Genomic DNA, 21539 nt, shown 5'->3' on the forward strand with positions numbered 1-21539 from the left:
GGCGCGAAATCAGCGGTTTAACGCATGACAGACCAGACTTATCAAGGCAATAATCGCCCGAAAGAGCCGCCTCCCTCTTCTTCCGACCGCCGAAAAGAATCCTTCCATGACCACCGATAAAACGTCCGCTGAACAGAATCGCTTGGCACGCCTGGTCACTTTCCTGGGGCATGATCCAACCAACCTGACGCTGTTGGCCGACGCGTTGAGATTGGCCATCGATCTTGGCGACGTCGTTCATGGCCAACAATTGATCGACCACATGAAGGCCCACGTGATCGAAGAGCCCAACGTCTGTGCACTGGCGGCCCATGTGTGCTTGCAGGCCGGCCAGTATGCCGCGGCGGGCGTTTATGGTGATAAGGCCATCGCCGGCGGAGTCGAGCACCCGGCCGTTATCCTCAACACCGCACTGGGCCATTTCTACAGCGGTGATTATGCGGCCACCGATGCATTGCTCTCGCGCTTGAGCCATGAATCGCAAAGCCCTGCGCCGTTACTGATGATTCATGCACGCGCGCTGCATCAACTGGAAGAAACCGAACAGGCCGAGGTACTGGTTGCGCGCGCATTGCTGCTGGAACCGGAAAACACCGACATTCGTGGCCTGCTCGCCCTGCTCCAGTACGAGAACGACAACTACTCCCCAGCGTTGATCACTGCCCACGAAACACTCGCGGAGAACCCCGACCAGCTGGACGCGTTGATCGCCTGCGCCTCGGTCCACTTTCATCAACACAACATCAGCGCATCGCGCAACGCCTGGCTTCATACCGTCGCCGCGCATCCAGAATGCGGCCGGGCATGGTCCGGGCTGGCTCGACTGGAATTCAATGAGCTTGAATTCGACGCGGCTGAAGAACACCTCAAGACGGCGTTCCAATTCATGCCGGACCACATCGGCACCTGGCACCTTCTGGCCTGGATCTACATCTTGCGCGGGGACAGCATTCAAGCCCGCCAAGCGCTCGACCGCTCTTATGCCCTGGACCGCAACTTTGGCGAGACCCATGGTGGATTGGCGATCGTCGATATCATGGACGGGATGACGGAACGCGCCCAAAAAGGTATCCGTCGCGCACTCAAGCTCAAGCCGGACGGCCTGTCGGCCCACTACGCCGAAGCCCTCCTGCTTCGGCAAGCCGGACACCCGGAAAAGGCAGCCCAACTGATCGATCAGGTACTTGACCGGACGAGGCCCGATGGCAGCGACACCGGCCGGGTCCTGATGGAAAACTGGCTGCAAACGCACCAGAACAAATTCCCCGACCGTCATCCGGACCAACATTAAGCGATCGCACACGGAGCCCAACATGCTGGACGCATCGGAATACTTGCACCTGGCAATCAACGCCAGTCAGAACGGCGACCACCACGCCGCCCTGAACTATCTGAACGCAGCACTTGAATTAGAGCCGAAAAACGCAGCGGTCCGTTATTTCCGCGCCGCCGAACACGCCGAACTTGGCCTGCTGGAACGTGCCCACGCGGAAATGATCGAGGCACTTGAGCTGGATCCCGGGATGGACATCGCGCGCTTTCAATTAGGGTTGCTCAGTCTTCAGTTATCAAAATTGGACGACGCCCGCAACGCCTTCAATTCATTGCAGAACACATCGCAGGATATGAGCTTGAGGGAGTTTTCCGGTGCCTATATGGAACTGCTCGACGAACGCATACCCAGCGCCATTACACGCCTGACTCAGGGCCTGACGGACTGCCAAAATCCGGCATTGAAGGCTGATATGGAACGAGTGCTGGCAAGTCTTTCAGACACCGCCGACCTCGAAAGTCCCGAGCCTGCCGAACCGGCGGTATTTCTTGGCGCCTACCGCAACACCTTCGAGACGTCCTGATGAGCAAGATCGATTCGACTCGCCTCTCCCAGGTCCTGGCTGCGCTGGCCAAGCCCAAGGAACGAGTAACATCGAGTACAACAGGCGACGCCAGCGCCGCCAAGGTCAAAAAGGGCGAAAAAGACCTCGAAGTGCTGCGTGTACACCTGCAAAGTCGCCTGCGAGATCTTAAGAAAAATACTGAAGATTTCCACGAGGCGGCCCCCGTCATCACGGTGCAGGAAATCCTGCGCTGGGAGTTTGGCGAAAGCATTCTGGAGCATCCCGAATTCGGCAACATTTCAAAAAAAGTTGCTGAAGCCATGTTGGAAAATCAAGCGCTGGAAAAAGCTATCTACGGAATCGTCGATCGGATGGTGTAGCCTGAATCCTGAATGGAAATAGCGCTCAAGGCGTCGCTGATCACGGGATCAATACCCTTCGCGACCAGAGCCCTGGCGATATCATGCAGAACGCAAGCATCGCGTAGACCAATTTCGGGATAAGTGCCGAGCGAAATACGGGGTTGCTTGCCCATCCGAGAAAAGCGGAAGTGCCAGCTCCTGGTGCCTTTCGTATTCACAAAGAGAAAGGCCGTCGTAATCAGGGAGGGTGTAGTCCTTGGTGCGGGGTTTGGCGTGCCGGACAGCCGAATCGGTGAGAGCCATCGTAAAATCTCCTTCTCGTTTAAGTTAGAGGAGATTTGTACGGTTTCCTGAGAGGTCAGTCCCACGAAAAAGTGATCTATCAAGCGCCGAATTAATGTACCAAAAAATGTACTAAGAAAACGTGGATGACAATATTCTTTAGTGGAACTTACTGGAATAAAAAAGAGGCCGAAGCCTCTTTTTTTGTTTTCTACACACTTCAATGGAAGCCTATAGAAAAATAATTGGAGCGGGAAACGAGATTCGCATCTGGCGTCCGACCCATTGAAATCTAAGGGGTTTCTTTTCTTGCCGAAGCAGGAAAAGACTTGATTCTGGACTTATCTTCGGGGGTGTATCAATAGCCACGAAATAGCAGAGCTATTCGAATAGTCAGTATCCGACGGTTTCAGGTCCCACAAATTTGACCTGACAGCCCACGACCGAAAATCCGGTGACTGTCAGATCAAGTCTGAGAGTACTCAGCTAATTGATGCCATCGAAATTGCTTAAGAGAGCCATACCTCCGAATATGGCCCCCCTCCCGTTACTGCCAGTTGCTGGCAATCACAGTATCCAACGCCTCTTTGTAATTGTTCGGCAGTGACGTTTGCCCCGCTGCCGGTGGTGCAAACGCGGCCATTGCTCCGACCAGTTGGTCGACCTGATTGTCCAGCAGGACTTTGCCATCGGCGGTTCGGAACTGTTCGACATGCTGAGCCTTTTGCGTACCAGCCTGATCCGAGGATGACCATTTGGAAATCGTCACCTTGTCTGCCGTGCCGATGATACTAACCTCTAGGTCCATGCCGTTTTTACGAAACCACAGCTGATCAGCGGAAATTCCGCTACCGAATTGCAGCACATCGGTATTCGCCGCAGAGTCAAAGTCATCAATGACGTCCTGGCCTCCGTTGCGATCAAATTGGTAAAGGTCGTTGCCCGCGCCGCCGCTCAGCCAGTCATTGCCCATCCCGCCATCCAGGCGGTTATTGCCCCCGTTGCCCGTTAGCTGATTATTCGCGGCGTTACCGGTGGCGTTGATGTTGGCAGTGCCCGTGAGAATCAGATTTTCCAGATCGGGAGACAAGGTAAAGGAGACAGAAGCCTTGACCGTGTCGATACCCTCACCTGACAGCTCCACGATGCGGTCCGCTCCCTCATCGACGATGTAGGTGTCGTTACCCTTTCCACCGACCATGACATCGGACCCAGCGCCACCGTCCAGGATATTGGCAAGTGCGTTGCCCACCAGTCGATTTGCCAATGCATTGCCCGTGCCGTTCGTGCCGGATTCCAGTACCAGCTCCTCGACTTCGTCAGGCAAGACGTAGCTGATGTAAGACTCTACGCGGTCGTAACCTCCGCCACTGACCTCTCGGACAATGTCACCTGCATCATCGACGATATAGGTATCGTCTCCGCTGCGTCCTTCCAGAATCCCTTTCCCATCCCATCCTGCAAGCGTATTGCCGCCAGCGTTGCCCACCAGCGTCCCGTCGCCATCGCGAAAGATGTAGGGGTCGCTATAGGCGCGTTCGGCGAAGATAAAACTGTCCGCGCTCAGCTGATCCGCTGTGACCCCTTTAAGAGTGATGTATGAATTATCTTCTCCCACGGGGCCCAGCCAGACCCGGAGGTATTGCTGTCCGTTTACCATCAGGTCGCTGAAATTCAGCTCCGCAAACGAGCGTAAAGAACTAAACTCTGACAAATCGATTTTTTCGCTGGGGTTCGTAACTTCGAAGTCTTCGATCAGGCCGCTCACCAGCCCGTCCGTGGAGGAATCGTCGACGATGAATCGATCGCTACCCGCGCCACCAGCTACAGCCGCCCCAGTCAGTACAACCCCCTCCACGGTGATTAGTGGCAGTTCGAAGTCCAGTTCACCGGTGTAGTTGTCTCCCCGATCACCTTCGATATACAGCGTGTCGTTTCCTGCACCACCGTTGAGATAATCCATCCCATTGTTGCCCCACAAGACGTCATCACCAGCGCCGCCGTAAACAACATCGTGGCCTGCTCCCCCAAACAGCCTGTCTGCACTGCCAACTGCCGTGTCACTCAAGTCGTTCTCGCCCCTGAGGACGTCATTTCCCTCTCCTCCGTAAAGTGTATCGGTGCCCAAAGTGCCCGCCACGCGTTCGCCGGTGGCGTTTGCCCAATAGATAATTCCGAGGTCAAACTCTGGAAGTACCGTATCACTGCCACCCAGCACCGGTTGTGGTACGGCGACCAGTTCGCCAGTGAGTTCGCGGTCAATCAGCGGCTTCAATGGGGTCGGGTTCGTGACAGTCATGTGCAGCTCCTTGCCTGCAATGATGCCGCCTGTAGCGGGAACCGAGGAAGTGCCACCGGAACCGCTGCCAAAAATAAAGTTACCAGGCGACAGTTGAGACGAAGTCACGCCCTTGAGGGTAATAAACGAAGCACCTGTTCCCCCCAGCATCACGCGCAAATAATGTTGGCCGTTTACGGTCAATTCGCTGAATGCAAGATCTGCCATCGAGCCCACGGAATTAATCTGCGAAAGGTCGATTTTTTCGTTGGGATTGGAAAACTCAAAATCCTCAATCAGATTACCTAACAGATCGATGGGAAGCCCTGAGGTCTTTTCGACGACAAAACGATCATTCCCAGCGCCGCCCGCGACGGCAGCCCCGGTCAGTCGGGCTCCGTCCCAAGTGATGATAGGCGAGGTCCAGCCGCCCAGCTCGAAACTGCCCTGATCGCCTTCCAGATAGATGACGTCATCCCCCGCGTCACCGCTGACATAGTCCTGGCCCAAGCCTCCGCGCAGTACATCGTTGCCCGCACCGCCGCGAACTACATCATTACCGGCACCGCCTTCGATGAAATCGTTGGAGCCTCGCGTACCGCCGGTTGTATTGTCGCCAACCAACACGTCGGCACCACTGCCGCCACGAATGATATCGGCGCCAGTGCCGCCAAACACCCGCTGCCCACCTGAGAGGGCGGAATAGTCTTCACCCTGGACAGAGTCAGCCAGACGTATTTCACGACTATTGACGCCGAAGCCATAAGCGCCGTACTTGGTGAGTTCGGCCAAGCTCATTGCGGTATCCAGGATCAAGAAATCTTCGGCGTTCACTTGCGCTGCGTCGACATTCTTCAGCCGAATAGACTGCACACCAGACAAGCTGATCACCGCATCCGCGCCTTGTTGAGTGGTATTGATCAGCCCGTGACCGAAGTCAGAGAAGCCAGACAGCACCAGTTTATCGGTGCCAACCATGAAATCAGTGATGGTCTGGATGGAACCGTTGGCGCGCTCGATCACGAAATAATCGAGATCGGCCCCGCCTGCCAGGGTATTGTTCCCCTTCCCACCCAAAAGTAAATCGCGGCCGGCGCCGCCATACAGCACATCATCGCCACTGCCGCCGACCAACATGTTGCTGGCGTTATTGCCATGAAGTTCATCGGCAAACTCACCACCGATGGCGTTCTCGATCTGCTCGGGGTTCTGAATGGTCAGGTGCGTGCCGGCGAGAGTCGCTTCGCCTTTCGACAGGTTGATATAGCTTTTCTGACCTATCGCTGCTGCGTTGATCGTATCTTTACCGCCATTGGTGTCGTTGAGCGTTCCACGGGTGCCGGATACCCCCAACTGCGCATACTCGTCCGTATAGACATATTGATCATCGTGCGTGTCGATAGCCCCCCACACATTCATGCTCCAGCTGTTTAGGGTACCGGTCGCCCCGGTCACGCTGTCTATGACTTTCAGCGTCCATTCACCCTGTACGGCCTCACCACGCAACAACGCGGTAGAGAAAACATAGTCCAACGTTTTTTCACCGGAAAAATCAGCGTCCCCACGATCATTCGCAGCGCTACCCGGCGCCTTGCCCGGACGATTCATCAGGATCGATTCAGTACCCGATGGCGAGATGAGCTTGAGGATCAGGTCACCCGGATTGTCGTGGGTGAGGTTGACTTTGATTTCAACATGTTCCGCCGAGATGGCCACGTTCCCCAGCGTCAACGAATGGCTTATCCCGGCTTGCTGGCCATCGGTAATTGCCAGATTGAGTACGCCAGACTCCAAAGGCTTGTACAGGCTGAACTCATTGGTCAGTACCTGCTGGGTATGCCAGGTTTCCGCCAGGCGCACGGCAGCGCGGGCATCGACCTCGCCGTAACCGTAGTCATGGCTGACGTGCATACCACCGCCGTTCCATTTCTGGCTACCATTGTCCTGCCAGACGGTTCCCGCATCCGCCACCTTGCGTGCTGACAGCGCAAGGATCTGCTGTACGTCGCGGTAGCCCAGCTCCGGGTTGGCTTCGAGCATCAGTGCGACAATGCCCGACACGATAGGTGCGGCAAAGCTGGTGCCTTGGGACACTCCGTTATCACTACCAAACGTGGAGCCGTTATCGTTCTGCACCAAGCGCGAGGTAGACGTTACGTTGGAGCCTGGTGCGCTAACCAGGATACTGGCGCCAGGGTTGGAGAAGGGCTTGCCCCCCGCCTGCAACGCACCCAGATCGGAGGTGGCGTTGATAGCGCCCACCACGATGCTGCTGCGGGTGTTGCTGGGATTGGAATAATTGGTGTTGCCACCCTTGTCACGATCATTACCACCCGCGGTCACAATGACGGTGCCCAAGCCATCGCGCCCCAGCCCAATGGCCTCACGGTACGCTGCGGGCATCTCCCCTAATGTGGCCGGCGAGAACCTCAAATCAAAGTGTGACTCACTGCCCCAGCTGTGGTTCACCACATCATATTCACGCATGCGTGACATGTTGCTGAAGTCGTCTTTATTGATCCAATAACCGGCAACGGTGGCATCGTATGCTACCCCTACACTGCCCTCGCCGTTGCGCGCGGCGACCATCACACCCGCGACCAATGTGGCATGCTCGCTGAACTTGCCCTCGCTGCCTTCTCCCGCCAGTTGTCCCGGCGTTGCATTGGCCAACCAGTCTTCGTCGATATTGTCTTTCAAGTCGGCATGACGATAGTCGAGCACTTCCTTGGTGGTTCCAAACGGACTGTTGGTCTCGATCTGGGCGATCTTGACGCCTCTGCCCGTGTAGTCCTTCCAGACCGGCAGGATGTTCGCCTGGGAGAGATACCATTGATCGGTAACCAACGGATCACTGGGCAGGTCCGCCGTCCTGAGGTAGACAGCGGCGCGCATAGTCGCGCTTTCGCCCGTGGCCATGTCGACAATGTCGCTAGCCTCATTACCTTTGGCATCGGCCACGGTGTACTTGAAGCCCATGATCCCGGTAAACGTAGCATCAGGAGTAAAAAGCACATCGCCGGCCTGGGTGAGGCTCGCAGTCCCGCCCACCACATCGAACAGGCCGGTGATGTGCAAGGTGTCGTGTTGCCAGTCCAGGTCGTTGCGCAGCAATTGCTCTTGACCGATCAGGTGCGCCCGCGTGCGATCAAAACTGGCACCGGCCTTATTCTGGCTCAGCACATCCTTGACCAACAAAGGATTTTCCATGCCCGCGCTGGTGTCTGTCGGAATCTCCACCAGCTTGAGATTTTTGAAACTGGCCTTCTCGACGCTCTTCAGGAAGTCGGTCCCGTCGCGTCCTGTAACGGTATCGCTGATCCAAACGCCGTCTGCAGCACGGGTAATCCGATAGTCGGCGAAGTCGCCGGACAGCTCGAGGACATCGGTACCCTCGCCACCGTCGATTCGATCATCACCGGCACCGCCTAACAGAATGTCGTCACCGACTCCGCCGCTCAGATTGTCATCGTCCTGGCCGCCATCGATCAAGTCATTCCCAGACCCGCCGTCAATCCGATCAGCGCCGCGATGACCACGCAACACATCGTTGCCTGCACCACCAAACAAAGTGTCATCGCCGTTCTCGCCGGAGAGCGCATCGTTGGCAGAACCGCCAACCAGCACGTCGTCACCATCACCACCACGCATGTAGACGGTGCTGTTGCCGCCGCCAATGAATGCATCATCGCCACGACCGCCCTGAGCGATTTCTATGCTGGCGTCAGCCAAGTTGAGGCTGACACCCTTTTCGCCAATGACTTGGACAATATCAGTGCCGTCGCCACCATGGACGTTAGTCGACAGATCATCGCCGTCGACCAGCAGCACATCGTCGCCTGCACCGCCATAGAAGGTATCGCTGCCCTGACCGCCGGCCAGCCAGTTGGTCTGGGCATCGCCTTGGAGCACATCGTTGCCCAACCCGCCTGTCGCGTTGGCGACACCTTTTTGCGCCACGTCGATGGTTTCACCCGTGGTCGAAGACGACACATACCCTTTGACGGCCGCGACTTGGCCCGAACCCTGAGTCGATACGACCGTGCCGGCCGCGGTAGAGGTAAACGTATGTCCGTTGGGGTTGGCCAGGAAGTTGGCTGCAATGGCTTCCCTCGTCAGGCCATTCTGCACGAAAGTGCCGTGGGCCAGCACTTCGTTGCCATCCCTGACTTCGCCACTTTGAGCTTGGTTATCCAGGTTGATCCGGGTGATCCCCAGGTCGCTGAAGGACTTGAGTTCGCTTGCTTCGCCGGCGTCGAGTGAGCCGTTGCCATTTATGTCATTCCAGCTCTTACCGTCGTGATTGCCATCGACCCAGACCTTCACGCTTGACCAGGACGAGTCCCGTACATCGAATACACCATCGGCATTGCTATCGAGGCTGGCCAATGCGGCAAAACCGTTGGCGAAGCGCTTCTGTCCGGCTTCACCGTTGGTGCCCGCCTTGCCGCCGAAGTATTCGGACAGGGTCTCGCTGATGTTATCGATCTTACCGTTGGCATTGGCATCAAGGACTACAATGCCGTCCTCTGGGTTAACCCAGCCGGTTTCTTCGAGGCTGCCCCCGTCATTATCGGCGTCGAAAAACACCGGCGCGCTCAGGTAATCCGTCAAGCGCACACCGTCGCCGTTCAAGTCCAGCAGCAATGGATCGGTCGGAAGTGTCAAACGCGCACGCGCGTCACCGGAGTTCAACAGTGCCGCCAAGGTGCTGCCGTAGGTCAGGCTTTGGCTGGCGTTGCGCAAGCTGAAATCGAATACATCCTTAGCGGTATTGACGTTGCCTGGGCGGTAACCGTCCGCCAGTATCTGGGTAGCGGCGGCGGTAAAGGTATTGTTGACCCAGTTACCCTGATATTGATTCAGGTTGAGCTTGTTGGGGTCGTAGTTCAGGTTCCAGCCGCCTCCACTGGTGACTAGGCCGTTGGTGACTTGCGCGGCGGCAACGTCATGATCTGTCGCGCTCTTGCGTATAATTTCACCAGAACTATTGACATGCAGATCAAAGGCACTCGCGCTGGCGGGAATGCCAAAGAAAAATTCGTCCATACGACTGGCCATCGCGCTTTCTACAGCTGAACGCGCGGCTGGGCTGGAAAAATTCGATCCGGGAATCGTGGACGAGTCGAAATCAAATGATGCAACAGTGTCATCGATAAACTTCGTGACGTTACCCAGCGCGTCATACCATGCGTTCAGCGAGGGCGACTGGCCATATTCGCGATCACGTGACTCCTTGGTGCTTTTACTGAATAAGGCCAGTGCATATAGAAGCCCGCCCAACGCCACGTCATTGTCTTTACCCTCTCCGGTAAATTCCAGAACGTATTGAAGGCCGCTGATGCCTTTATCCACTGTCTTGTCCTGGACCCCCGTGATGCCTGGAATTTTCAGCAACTTGAAGGCTTCCAGAATATGAACATCCGTTTCGGTGCTGGAACCGTTGTATTTGTCATCGAATATGTAGGCGATCAACCCCATGGATGTGGTCAAGTCGACCAAGGTGTTGTAGCGTGAAACCTTATCCGCAACTCCCGTCGCTTCCAGCGCTTTGTTCAACTGGTCCTTAGTCTTGCTCAACTCATCCAGTGCTTCTGGAAGCGTTTGCGCCGCTCCACTTGCTGCCTGCTGTGCACCTTGTGCCATTTAAAGCTCCTTCTTACTTGATGATTGCGTAAACGCCCGGACGGGATAACAAATACAACCACGCCGCCGACCTTTTTCCTTGAGCCGCCCTGACCAGCAGCGCCATGTGCGCCAGATAACCTCTAGCCATCGATGGGTGCGCTGCAAAATAACGATGACACTCAGGGGTTCTTAACGAGAAAACCAGTCCGCCTGATGCTTCAATTTTTTCCAATTGCTGTTCGGCAAAACGCTTTGCATCCGCCATCGGCAACGTAGAGAGATACTCGTTATTCTTGATAACCACGGATGTTTCATATTTGGCTGGGCAAGGCTGCGCTTGCAGAACGTTGTAACGTGCATACTGCTCAACGGTATTTCTCGCGGCCTGCACATCAGCGGTATTGATCATCAGAAAATTGGCGACGGTCAAACTGGTGGTCACGCACGCGTCGTTCATGTCCTGGCAAAGGTTCAACGCTCGGATGCGGTTGTACATCTGTTCATCTGGCGACAGGTACAGCGACTTTATGTAAAGCGCATCGCTTTCCGACAAGGAAGCCTCTGACGCACGCAGGTTTTCTGCACCGCCGACGAGTTCGACAACCCAATGCACTTTTTGCGACTCGGAAATCAGCCAGAAGCGGCAACCCATCAGTACGGCCACTAGCGTGCAAAACGCCGTGAGCCAGTATATTTTTTTCGTCCCGTGCACATCACACTCCAGCAAATAGAACGTTCAACCACTGAATGCCTATCGTCTATGCCGATAGCGCGTTCCATACCAGCCCAACGATAAGAAAAAAGCCATGCGCTGCGACGGAAATCGCCGAGGTCCAGACTGCCACTTTTTTAAAGCCGTCGTTTTTGGCCAGATATCCGCCGACCATCAGGAGTGCCCCTAACCAACCCAACTGGGAAAACGCAAGAAAGTCGAGCGCCACCACCGACCAATGAACCCAAGGCCGGTCGCCATCCATGATGTAAACGATGTAGCAATAAAGCGTGACAGGGACGCTGCAACCCCAGACAAACAGAGGGCCGGCGAAGCGCTTGTTCATCTTTATCAAACATATGAACAATGCTATCCAACACGGAAAAATCACGACGTCGTACAGTCCGTATAAGAACGCTTTAATTTCGCTCATTGAGTTTCCCTTGTGGACGTTTGTTTTTACCGCTCTCGTAGACTTTCATCGGCGTACTGCTGCAGCGGACTTAGGAAGTAATCGATGACTTTGCGTCGATCGGTCTTGATTTCTACTGTGACAGCCATCCCAGGAGACAACGGCACTCGTTGGCCTCTGACTTGAATAGAATCAGTCAGCAGGCGGACCCGGCTGCTGTAGATCGGCCCCAACTTTTCGTCTTCAATCGCGTCGTTGGACACGCTGATGACTTCACCCTCGACCGTTCCATATTTAGTGAAGGTGAAGGTTTCCACCTTGACTGTCACACTTTGTCCGGCGCGCACGAAGCCAACGTCCTTGTTTTCCAGCATGGCCTCGACTTCGACAGGCTGATCACTCGGCACCACGACCATTAGGGGCTGTGCGGCCGTGACCACCCCGCCGACAGTATGAATAGCCAACTGCTGAACCGTACCGTCGACGGGGGCGGTGAGGCTCATCAAATGATCGCGCTGTTCAGCTTTGCGCAGCTCTTGGGTAAGCGATGCGGCTTTCTGTTCGGATTGCTGTTGCAGATCGAGCATCGCACGACGGGTTTGAGCCAGGATGCTCTGACGGCGCCGTTCGGCTTCCTTGCGGCTGGCATTGAGTTCGATCACACGTGCCTGCTGCACGGCCATATCGCGATTTTGGTCCAGCAGCGCCTGTTGCTTCTCCAGGTAGGCGTGGCGTGGGACGTATTGCTGATCGAGCAACATTTTGTAGTCTTCAGCCAGGCGCCGCGTGATCGGAATTGACTGTTGTAAAGAACTGACAATGGCATTGGCTGATTGAATCTCGGCAGTACGCTGTTCGACTTCGGCATCGACTTGATCCAGGGAGCTGCGCATCTCCAGGTATTGCCCATTCAGCCAGCGTTGCGCTGCCAGGACCTGTTGCGGCTCGGCCTCCAGCATGTAGCCCGCCAGGGATCCTGGCTCCTTGCCGCTACGAATGGACTCAAGCATGGCGCTGGCACGCGCGCTATCAACCTGCGCGGCCAGCACGTCGCTTCTAAAACGTTTTACGTCAGCACCGGACGCACTAGTATCCAACTCCACCAGAACATCACCGGCCTTGACCGACTGACCGTCATAAACATGTATTGCCTTGACTACCGCCACTTCGCTCGGCTGTATGGTCTTGCTCTTGCCGCTGGCGACAACTTTTCCCCGTGCCGTCGCCACGACTTCGATTTCCCCAAGGCAGGCCCATGCCAACGCCAGCACCGCGAAGAACATGATGACCCATTGAATGTAACGCGGCGCCGGATGGCTGGGCTGGTCCTGCAAGGCCAATGCGGCCGGCAAAAACTGCACCTCATGAGCCAGGCGCGAAGGTGCATCAAGCTGTTTACGCTGGCGCCAGGCCCGGCGCCAGGCGAGCCGATACCGCTGCACCAGCTCATGTGTTGCTGAAGGTTCGCTCATGGGCACTATCCCTGCTGCAAACGGTGAAGGCGAGAGTAGTGCCCCGCTTGGTGAGTCAGGAGTTCGCTGTGAGTGCCCTGTTCGACGACCTGCCCGCGATCCATCACCACGATACGATGGGCATCGCGAACAGCGGACAACCGATGTGCAATGATGATCACGGTTCGTCCCTTGCAGATGGCCTGCATGTTGTGTTGGATGACGCGCTCCGACTCATAGTCCAATGCGCTGGTGGCCTCGTCGAATATCAGAATTCTGGGGTTCCCGATCAGCGCCCTTGCGATCGCCACGCGCTGACGCTGTCCGCCCGACAACGAAGCGCCATGTTCCCCAACGACCGTGTCATACCCTTCGGGCAGCTCCAGGATAAAATCGTGTGCACCCGCCATTTTTGCGGCCTGCATAACGGCCTCAAGCGGCGCACCGGGATCAGTCAACGCGATATTTTCTCGGACACTACGGTTGAACAGCATGTTGTCCTGAAGGACCACACCGATCTGTCGACGTAACGAAGAGACATCGGCGAGGGCCAAATCCATGCCGTCCACCATTACACGCCCTCGCTCCGGAACATATAGACGCTGTAACAGGCGCGTAAGGGTGCTTTTGCCCGAGCCGGAGCGCCCCACGACGCCGATAACCTCTCCAGCCCCGATGACTAGACTGACGCTGCGCAGGACTTCTGAACCGTCCGGACGATAGCGGAAGTGCACTTGGTCAAACTCGACGCGGCCCTTGAGGGCCGGCAACGCGCTCCTAGTCGCCTGGGACAATTCAGTACGCGTGTTGAGAATGTCGCCAAGGCGTTGGACAGAAACACCGGTCTGCTGGAAATTGGTCCACAACTGAGCCAGGCGCATGATCGGTTGCGCCACACGCCCCGCCAGCATATTGAATGCGATCAACTGACCCACCGAAAGTTGACCGTCGATCACCAATCGCGCGCCCAGCCATAGCGTTGCGACGGTGACGAGTTTGCCAATCAGAGAAACACTTTCGTTGGCAATGGTCGACAGGGTTTGCGTCTTGAAACTCGCGCTGACATAGGCCGCCAACTGGTTATCCCATCTGCGCGTTATCTGCGGTTCAACGGCCATGGATTTGAGCGTGTCGATACCGTTGACCGTCTCGACCAGGAACGCCTGGTTTTCAGCGCCACGTACAAAACTTTCATTCAGCCGGGCGCGTAACATTGGGGTGATCAGCAGCGAAACCACGATATACAGAGGCAAGGACAGCAGCACCACCAGGGTCAGCCAGCCGCTGTAGAAAAACATCACCGCGATAAACACCACAGAAAACAAGACATCCAGCACCAGCGTAATAGTGTTGCCGGTCAGGAAGCTGCGGATATTTTCAAGCTCACGGACCCGCGCGACCGAATCCCCCACCCTGCGCGCCTGGAAATACGAAAGCGGCAGCGTCACCAAGTGCCGAAACAATTTCGAGCCCAGCTCGACATCAATGCGACTGGCGGTGTGGGCAAATACGTAGCTGCGCAATCCACTCAAAACCGTCTCGAACAGCATAATGCCCAACAGGCCGATGGCGATCACATCCAGCGTCGTAAGGCCGTGATGAACCAGCACCTTGTCCATCACCACCTGAAAGAACAAGGGCGTCAGCAACGAAAATATCTGCAGGACAAAAGACACTAGCAACACTTCGCCGAGCAGTTTTCGATACTTGACGATGGCCGGGATAAACCATGTGAAGTCGAACTTGGATAGCTCAGCGGCCACTGAGGATTGGGAGCGTAACAACACCAATTCGCCCCCCCAACGTGATCGAAGTTGCTGCGAGTTGATCAATTCCGGCCGTTGGGATTTTGGATCGTGAATCAGGATGTTGTTTTGATCAAGACGGGCAATGATAAAAAAGCTGCCATCGTTTGCACACGCGATGGCGGGCAATGGTGTTCTATCCAGCCGCTCGAAAGTAGTGCGAACCGCCTTGGCCTTCAGGTCCAATTGGCGGGCAGCCATAAGTATCTCAGCCTTTGCGAACAGCTGTTCGTCTTCGACATACTCGTGGGAAAGCTGTTCCGGAGAAACCGCAACGTTATGAAAGCGCGCCAGCATGGCGAGACACGCCAGCCCCGTATCAAGCACGGCTGTCTGGTTAGCCGGCTCTGTCCCTTGTTGTTGCATAAGCGCTTCCGTGCAATTGGCATTAATGAGCTGAGTTGAATGACGTTATGGACGTCTAAGATCCACCTGACGCTGAGGCTTGTATCAGTTCGGGAGGAAGAAAATCACGTTGCGGCTCATAGTCCGCTTTCAGGTAACCGGCCAGTTCCAGGAGGTCCTCAGCACGCAAGGTGCCTGCGACCCCTTTCAATCGCAGATTATTGAGAATGTAGTCATACCGCGCGTTGTTGTAATCGCGTACCGCCTTGAACAACTGACGCTGAGCATTGAGGACATCGACCGTATTGCGCGTTCCGACATCGGCACCGACTTTAGACGCTTTGAGCGAACGCTGGCTGGAGATGATGGTTTGTTTGCGAGCTTTGATCTGCTCAATGTCGGAGTTGACCGCACGGAAAAAGTTACGTGCATCGAGCACGACCTCTCGACGCTGACTTTCCCTCAGTTCCTCGCTTTGTGTCAGCCGGTCATACGCCTCACGTGACTGCGAATGGGTGCGACCACCACTGAAAATGGGAAGCGTCATTTCCAGCGCTACACTGCTTTGAGCGACTTGGCTGCGATAACCATCCAGACCAAAATCACTGGGATTGCTGTAGCCAAAGCTATCGTTGTCTCCGCGGCGATACGAGGCGACAGCGTCCACGGTGGGCGCATGTCCTGCTTTGCGCTGGTTCAGGCTTTGCTCCGCTGCCCGCACGGCATAGTTGCTCGCCAATAGCGTCAAGTTTTGTCCAACCGCTGCGTCGACCCAAGATTGGGTGTCATTGGGCACCGGTGCAGACACTGGCAGTTGATGCCGCATCCCCTCGATGCTCGCGTAGTTCATATTGGTCAGGCGGATCAACTGCTCAAAAGCATCGTCTACTTTTCGCCGGGCCAATTTGCGATTGGCAAAAGCGTTGTCGTAAGCCGACTCGGCATCCAGGACATCCGTAATACTCGCCAGCCCACCCTTTAGTCGCGCTTGCGCTTGATCAAGCTGCTGCTTGAGCGCGACCTCTTCCGCGACAGAAGCCGCCTGTTCGTCGGTCGCGCGCAGTGTTTCAAAATAGGCTTCAGCCGTTTTGAGAATAAGCTCTTGCTCTTTGGCGGACAGCTCCAGCGCCGCCTGTGCGGTACTCGCCTCCGCTGCTTTGAGCTCAAACCAAAAAGCTGCATTGAATACTGGCTGTTTAAGGTTGGCCTGCACAGTAGTTCCACTGCGCTCACGCAGCAGCTCAGGCTGGGCACGATTTAAGCGAGTGGACTCCACCGTAGTGCCAGCAGTAATGACGGGTAACAGATTGGCTCGGGCTTGCGGCACCGACTCCTGCCGGGCGGCAAAGTCAGCGCGGGCGGCGGCAAGGTCTGAATCATGCAAGACAGCCTGGCGATAAACGCCCATCAAGTCAGCTCGCCCTTCCATGGGCGCAGCCTGCAAAAAGAAAGGTAGCAAGCAGGCGAGAAGAAACACGCCTCGGGTACGGTACATAAACAAATCCTTTTGACGACACCGACAGTAGTCCTACAAAAGATCACCGTCCCAATCCAGGGCGCACAAAATATATGGAGCTTACGTTTAGTGCAACAATATCAAAGGTTTCTTTGTTGACTTGACCTGCCTGCCCACATCTCCGCCCGCCTGGGCGAGAGCAGTGCAACGACCTGACCGAAAAAGGAACAGCCAAGCTTCATAAATCGAGCTTACAGGGAGACTCTGGCAATTGAAGCGGCTCTGGGGTTTTGATGGGGGTATACCGAGCACGATGGACACAAAGAGATGCCGAAAGCTGAGGTAGCTGATGGCACTAAGGCTCAGCCTTAACCCTTCCTCCAAATCGATAGTCCCCGCTCTTCTCTTTAGGTCGCTCCAAATCCCTTGCCTCCTCCCGGGACTTGGTCAGCATGATGAGAAGGTGACAGCGCTCCTCCAGATAACGTTGCCGGCCGATTTCGATCTGCAAGTCATAACCCAAAATTGGCGGTGAAAAGTAAAGGTGCTTAGCGAGGATTGATCGCCTTTGATCCACGAACGAAGCCTGTCCAACGTAGGCGCCTTAACCCCAATCGAACTCCAACCTTTAAGGGTGTAAAGCTTTATTTCAGCGCTGCCTTCAGGTGTAGGCTCGACAGTGATGATCGCCAAACTGAGCCTCACGCCTTGGGCGACCATACGCTGGGTGATCTGCCCGCTACCGAGTTCTGAATCGAACTCGCTTTCTGTGGTGACCGGAGTCCCAGCGGCGAGTGCTCCAAACAAATTCGACTTGCCTGACGGATGTTGCGGTAAGCAGATTGGGCAGTAACGTTTGTCTGGATCGAGCCATCGTAACTGTCCGAATCAGACATGAGATTGACGGTCTGGCCCACGGTCAGCAGCGCTTCCGCGCGCCGCACGAGGAAGCGATGCTCCATGCCTGATATCCTTCCCATCAGGAATCCAAACCAGCACTTCAAGGACGTCAATGAATCCGCAAAACATCGTGCGCTATTGGCACGCCGTCGAGCTACTGCAACCTCAGGCGGTTCCCAAGCTGAAGAAGCGCGACAGCAACTATCAGCCCTATTTCCAAGACATCCCCGCCTCAGCCCAGATTCTGCCATGGATGCCAGCCAACCCCCTGAGCAGGCGGCCCCTGCCCGACAAACGAGCATGGAGCCACACGCTCTACGCACACATCTACGACAATCTGGATGTATCCCGCCAGTTGGAGGCGCTCTATGGCGCAGACCAAGGCTACAAGGAGCCGCAGCGTCGACAGTCAGCCCTGTTCGCATTGAAATTCAACGGCCAGGGCATGATGGTGATCGACAGCCTGGTGCTGTCTAGCGAGGCGTGGTTTGTCGGCTGCGCCATCAACCATAAGGATTGGACTCGAGGCTTCGACGAAACCCAGGAGTTCCTTCGCGAACAGGCCAACAGCCTGCTTGGGGGCGTGGTCATGGCTGCCGACCTGGCAAGCATGACCGAGCTTATCCGCCAGACCCTTGGGCTCGATGCGTTGTTCGGCGACAAGCCGCGCATGCATCGCTTCCGCTCGGCGCCGATCAATCCGGACAAGCCCGAACAGGAAGACGATCCGCTCAACAGTTTCCTGCTCAGCGACTTGGCCGACGTGGCCGATGCCCTGGCCCACGGCAAGACCAGTGAACCGCTAGCCCGCTATCTGAGCCTGCACGACTCCAGCCAGCGGCTGCATCTCGACCAGCCCCGCGCGGACCTTGCGCTAATCGATCGCCTCGCCCCCTCGCGCTACGCCGTCGGTTGCTGGCCTGCCGAACGGCACCTGGGCCTGGTGCACTCCCAGCAACTGGCGGTCAACAGTCTGCTGCAGACTTTGGGCAACGACACCGGCGTGATGGGCGTCAACGGCCCGCCAGGCACCGGGAAGACAACCCTGCTGCGCGACCTGATCGCCGCCGTGGTGACGCAGCGAGCCGATGTGTTGGCTTCGCTGAGCAGGGCCTCGGAGGCCTTCGTCCAGAATGGCCGCGAATCTGCCAACGATGGCGGACGCGAGCGCTATGCTTATCAACTTGACCCGCGCCTGTTCGGCTTCGAGATGGTGGTAGCCTCCTCCAACAACGGTGCCGTCGAGAACGTAACTCTCGAGTTACCCCAGCGCGACAAAATCGACCCGTCCTGGTTGCCCAATGCCGAATATTTCAGCGAGCTCGCCGGGCTTACCAGCGGCAAGCCTGCCTGGGGCCTGATCTCTGCAGCGTTGGGCAGCAAATCCAAGCGCACCCAGTTTGTCGAACGCTTCTTCTATGGCAAACGTCCTTCTAAAGCGACGAAGTCAGAAAACGAGCCTGCGCCTCTAGACCTGGAACCTCTCGACAGCCAAACCCCGGACGAAGACCTCTACACCGGTGAGCCCATGCTCGACAACCCGGAAGCAGACAACGAGCCGGCGCCCAAAGGCATGCGTGAGTGGCTGAACGAGCAGGCGCAGCAGATGAAGCTGCTCGCGCCCGCCGAAAAAGCTACCCTCTGGCGCGCCGCCGTCAAACAGTACCAAGCCGCCAAGGACGCCGAACAGGCGCTGCGTGCTCAGGTCAGCGACATCCTGGAACGGATCCAGGCCGTGATCAGTGCCAAGGCGCGGATCAGGCAGAAGGAACAGGAGCGTCAGATCCGTCTGACGCAGCGCCACAGCCTCGACGAGGAACAAACCACGCTTGAAACCCGGCAGCTCACGCCCGCCCGTGAGCAACTGCAGCGTGAACTCCAAGCCCTCGAAGCGCACCTTGTTCAAAAGCCCGCCCTGCTCGTCAACCTGTTCAGCCTATGGGGTGCTCATCGCACTTGGTCCGCCCGGCAACGCCTGCTCGACGGCGCCCATGCCCTGGCCCGTGAGGCCTTCGACAGCGTCCAACGCCAACTGCAGCGACTCAGCGCCCAGCTCAGCCAACTCAATCGACAATTGGCCACGGACGAACAGGAGATTAACGAAGCCATACGCCACGCCACCCTGCAAATCGACAAGGCTCGCAGCGTTGCCCAGGCCGGCCAGGCCGAACACCTGCTGATTTGGCTCACGCAAGGCCGGCTCGGCAGAGGCAGCGACATCGAACTGCTCGAACCCTGGATCCTCGAAGGCTGGCGCCAGGCTCGGTCAAAAGTGTTCATCGAAGCGCTCAAGCTACACCGTGCCTTCTTCCAGATCGAAGCCTCGCGCCTGGGCAATAACTTGGCCTTCATCACCAGCCTGCTGACTGGAAGCCGTTATCGTGGCGTGTCCCAAGCCGTGATGCGCTCGGCCTGGGCATCGCTGTTCATGGTGGTGCCGGTGCTCAGTAGCACCTTTGCCTCGTTCGCCCGCTCCTTCGGTAGCCTCGGTTGCGGCGAGATCGGCTGGTTGCTGGTGGACGAAGCTGGCCAGGCCACCCCGCAGGCTGCGGTGGGCGCGCTATGGCGCGCGCGCCGTGCCGTACTGGTCGGTGATCCGCTGCAATTGGAGCCCATCGTCACCGTCTCCGACGCCGTGCTTGAGCACATGCGCACCCGCTATCAGGTAGACGCCCACTGGCTGCCCAACCGTCAGTCCGCCCAAACCCTTGCCGACCATGCCACCCCTTGGGGTCGCATGGCCGGCCCACAAGGCCAAAAATGCTGGGTCGGCCTGCCGCTGGTGGTGCACCGGCGCTGCGACAAGCCAATGTTCGACCTGGCCAACCGCATCGCCTACGATGGCGCAATGGTCTACGGCACCATTGCCCCGTCCCCAGCTAAGGAGACGCCAGCCCGCCTACCCACCGGCTGGGTGCACGCGAGCGGTCGCTCCTCCGGCAATTGGATCGACAACGAAGGGCACGCCCTCGAACATCTGCTCGCGTTGCTAGATGCCGACGGCGTACCACCCGAAAGTATCGCCGTCATCACACCTTTTCAGGACGTGCGCAACCAGCTCAAGGACCGCCTCCCCGAGAAGATCGTACGAGGCACCATCCACACCATGCAGGGCAAGGAAGCCGCAGTCATCATCCTCGTCTTGGGCGGTAACAGCGAAAACGCCGGTGCTCGCAATTGGGTAGTTTCTCAACCCAACCTCCTCAACGTCGCCGCCACCCGAGCCAAGCGTCGGCTGTATGTGATCGGTGATCGCAATGACTGGAGGCAGCGTAATCTCTTCTGCAACGTCATGGACCTGCTGCCCGCCCATCCCCAGATGACTGCCGATACATCCGCATGACAAAAGGCCGCCTTCAGTATTCGAGGCGGCCTGACGATTCAAGAAGCCACTGGTTCTACGTCCAAACAACACTGCTCCCTAGGACTGAAGATCTGCATCACATCGACCTAATAAGGTGCTTTTCCCGGGCCAACAGCTTGGCATTGCGCTCAAGGCGTCGCTGATCGCGGGGATCGATACCCTTCGCGACCAGCGCCCTGGCGATATCACGCAGAACGCGAGCATCGCGTAGACCTATTTCAGGATAAGTACCGAGCGAAATACGAGGCTGTTTGCCCGCCCAAGAAAAACGGAAGTGCCAGCTCTTGGTGCCCCTCGTATTCACGAAAAGCGCAAGACCATCAAAATCAGGAAGGGTGTAGTTTTTGGTGCGAGGCTTGGCGTGTCGGACCGCCGTAATGGTAAGGACCATCGTACTAACTCCACTCATAAGAATGAAGGAGTGTTGTACGGTTTTCAGAGGGCCAAGCAGCTCTAAAAACTGATTTACCAAGCGTCGAATTGATGTACTAAAAAGTGTACTAAAAAATCGCGGATGCCAATGTAACAGAATAGACTTTACTGGAACCAAAAAAGAGACCTAAGCCTCTTTTTTTGATCTCTACATACTTCAATGGAAGTCTATAGCAAAATAATTGGAGCGGGAAACGAGACTCTTATCTGGTGTCCGACTCGTTGAAATCTAAGGGGTTTCTTTTCTTGCCGAGGCAGGAAAAGACTTAATTCT

General features: G+C 56.5%; 11 protein-coding genes and 2 pseudogenes. 4 read left to right on the forward strand and 9 right to left on the reverse strand.

Annotated features, from left to right (window positions below; all coding sequences use genetic code 11):
- Nucleotides 1-106 precede the first annotated feature (106 nt).
- Genes J3P89_RS15110 through J3P89_RS15120 form a run of 3 tightly spaced genes read left to right on the forward strand, consistent with a single transcriptional unit; the run spans nt 107 to nt 2218 of the window.
- A complete protein-coding gene (locus tag J3P89_RS15110; RefSeq protein WP_434694683.1) occupies nt 107-1291 on the forward strand; it encodes a tetratricopeptide repeat protein in 1185 nt (394 codons plus the stop codon).
- 22 nt (nt 1292-1313) lie between these two features.
- Nucleotides 1314-1856, forward strand: a complete 543-nt coding sequence (locus J3P89_RS15115) for a tetratricopeptide repeat protein (protein WP_434694684.1) — start codon at nt 1314-1316, stop codon at nt 1854-1856.
- Nucleotides 1856-2218, forward strand: a complete 363-nt coding sequence (locus tag J3P89_RS15120) for a hypothetical protein (protein ID WP_434694685.1) — start codon at nt 1856-1858, stop codon at nt 2216-2218. Before J3P89_RS15115 ends, J3P89_RS15120 begins: the two co-directional genes overlap by 1 nt.
- A 44-nt stretch (nt 2219-2262) precedes the next feature.
- On the opposite strand, the pseudogene J3P89_RS15125 reads toward J3P89_RS15120, so the two are convergent.
- The 8 genes and pseudogenes from J3P89_RS15125 to J3P89_RS15160 form a co-directional block, all read right to left on the reverse strand.
- Nucleotides 2263-2503, reverse strand: a pseudogene (locus J3P89_RS15125) (Arm DNA-binding domain-containing protein); the annotation flags it as partial.
- A 526-nt stretch (nt 2504-3029) separates the two neighbouring features.
- Nucleotides 3030-10406 carry a S8 family serine peptidase gene (locus J3P89_RS15130; protein ID WP_434694686.1) on the reverse strand — a complete coding sequence of 2459 codons (7377 nt, stop codon included), beginning with the start codon at nt 10404-10406 and terminating at the stop codon, nt 3030-3032.
- A gap of 13 nt (nt 10407-10419) precedes the next feature.
- Complete coding sequence (locus J3P89_RS15135) at nt 10420-11100, reverse strand: hypothetical protein (protein ID WP_258637275.1); 681 nt, start codon at nt 11098-11100, stop codon at nt 10420-10422.
- A 46-nt stretch (nt 11101-11146) separates the two neighbouring features.
- Complete coding sequence (locus J3P89_RS15140; RefSeq protein ID WP_258637273.1) at nt 11147-11533, reverse strand: hypothetical protein; 387 nt, start codon at nt 11531-11533, stop codon at nt 11147-11149.
- 26 nt (nt 11534-11559) lie between these two features.
- The gene (locus J3P89_RS15145) at nt 11560-12984 is read right to left on the reverse strand and encodes an HlyD family type I secretion periplasmic adaptor subunit (RefSeq protein ID WP_258637271.1); all 1425 of its coding nucleotides are present in this window, start codon (nt 12982-12984) and stop codon (nt 11560-11562) included.
- Nucleotides 12985-12989: 5 nt separating this feature from the next.
- The gene (locus J3P89_RS15150) at nt 12990-15134 is read right to left on the reverse strand and encodes a type I secretion system permease/ATPase (RefSeq protein ID WP_434563067.1); all 2145 of its coding nucleotides are present in this window, start codon (nt 15132-15134) and stop codon (nt 12990-12992) included.
- Between the two features lie 55 nt (nt 15135-15189).
- Entirely contained in the window at nt 15190-16608 is a 1419-nt protein-coding gene (locus tag J3P89_RS15155) for a TolC family outer membrane protein (RefSeq protein WP_258637268.1), read from the reverse strand.
- 662 nt (nt 16609-17270) lie between these two features.
- Complete coding sequence (locus tag J3P89_RS15160) at nt 17271-17531, reverse strand: hypothetical protein (RefSeq protein ID WP_258637267.1); 261 nt, start codon at nt 17529-17531, stop codon at nt 17271-17273.
- A 50-nt stretch (nt 17532-17581) separates the two neighbouring features.
- Here J3P89_RS15160 and J3P89_RS15165 point away from each other — a divergent pair, with 50 nt between their 5' ends.
- Complete coding sequence (locus J3P89_RS15165; protein ID WP_434563065.1) at nt 17582-20812, forward strand: DEAD/DEAH box helicase; 3231 nt, start codon at nt 17582-17584, stop codon at nt 20810-20812.
- A gap of 145 nt (nt 20813-20957) precedes the next feature.
- Here the strand turns inward: J3P89_RS15165 and J3P89_RS15170 are convergent.
- Nucleotides 20958-21224 (reverse strand): annotated as a pseudogene (locus J3P89_RS15170) (Arm DNA-binding domain-containing protein); the annotation flags it as partial.
- Nucleotides 21225-21539: the final 315 nt, after the last annotated feature.

The sequence above is a fragment of the Pseudomonas sp. Z1-14 genome, from assembly GCF_051132005.1.
Classification (GTDB): Bacteria; Pseudomonadota; Gammaproteobacteria; order Pseudomonadales; family Pseudomonadaceae; genus Aquipseudomonas.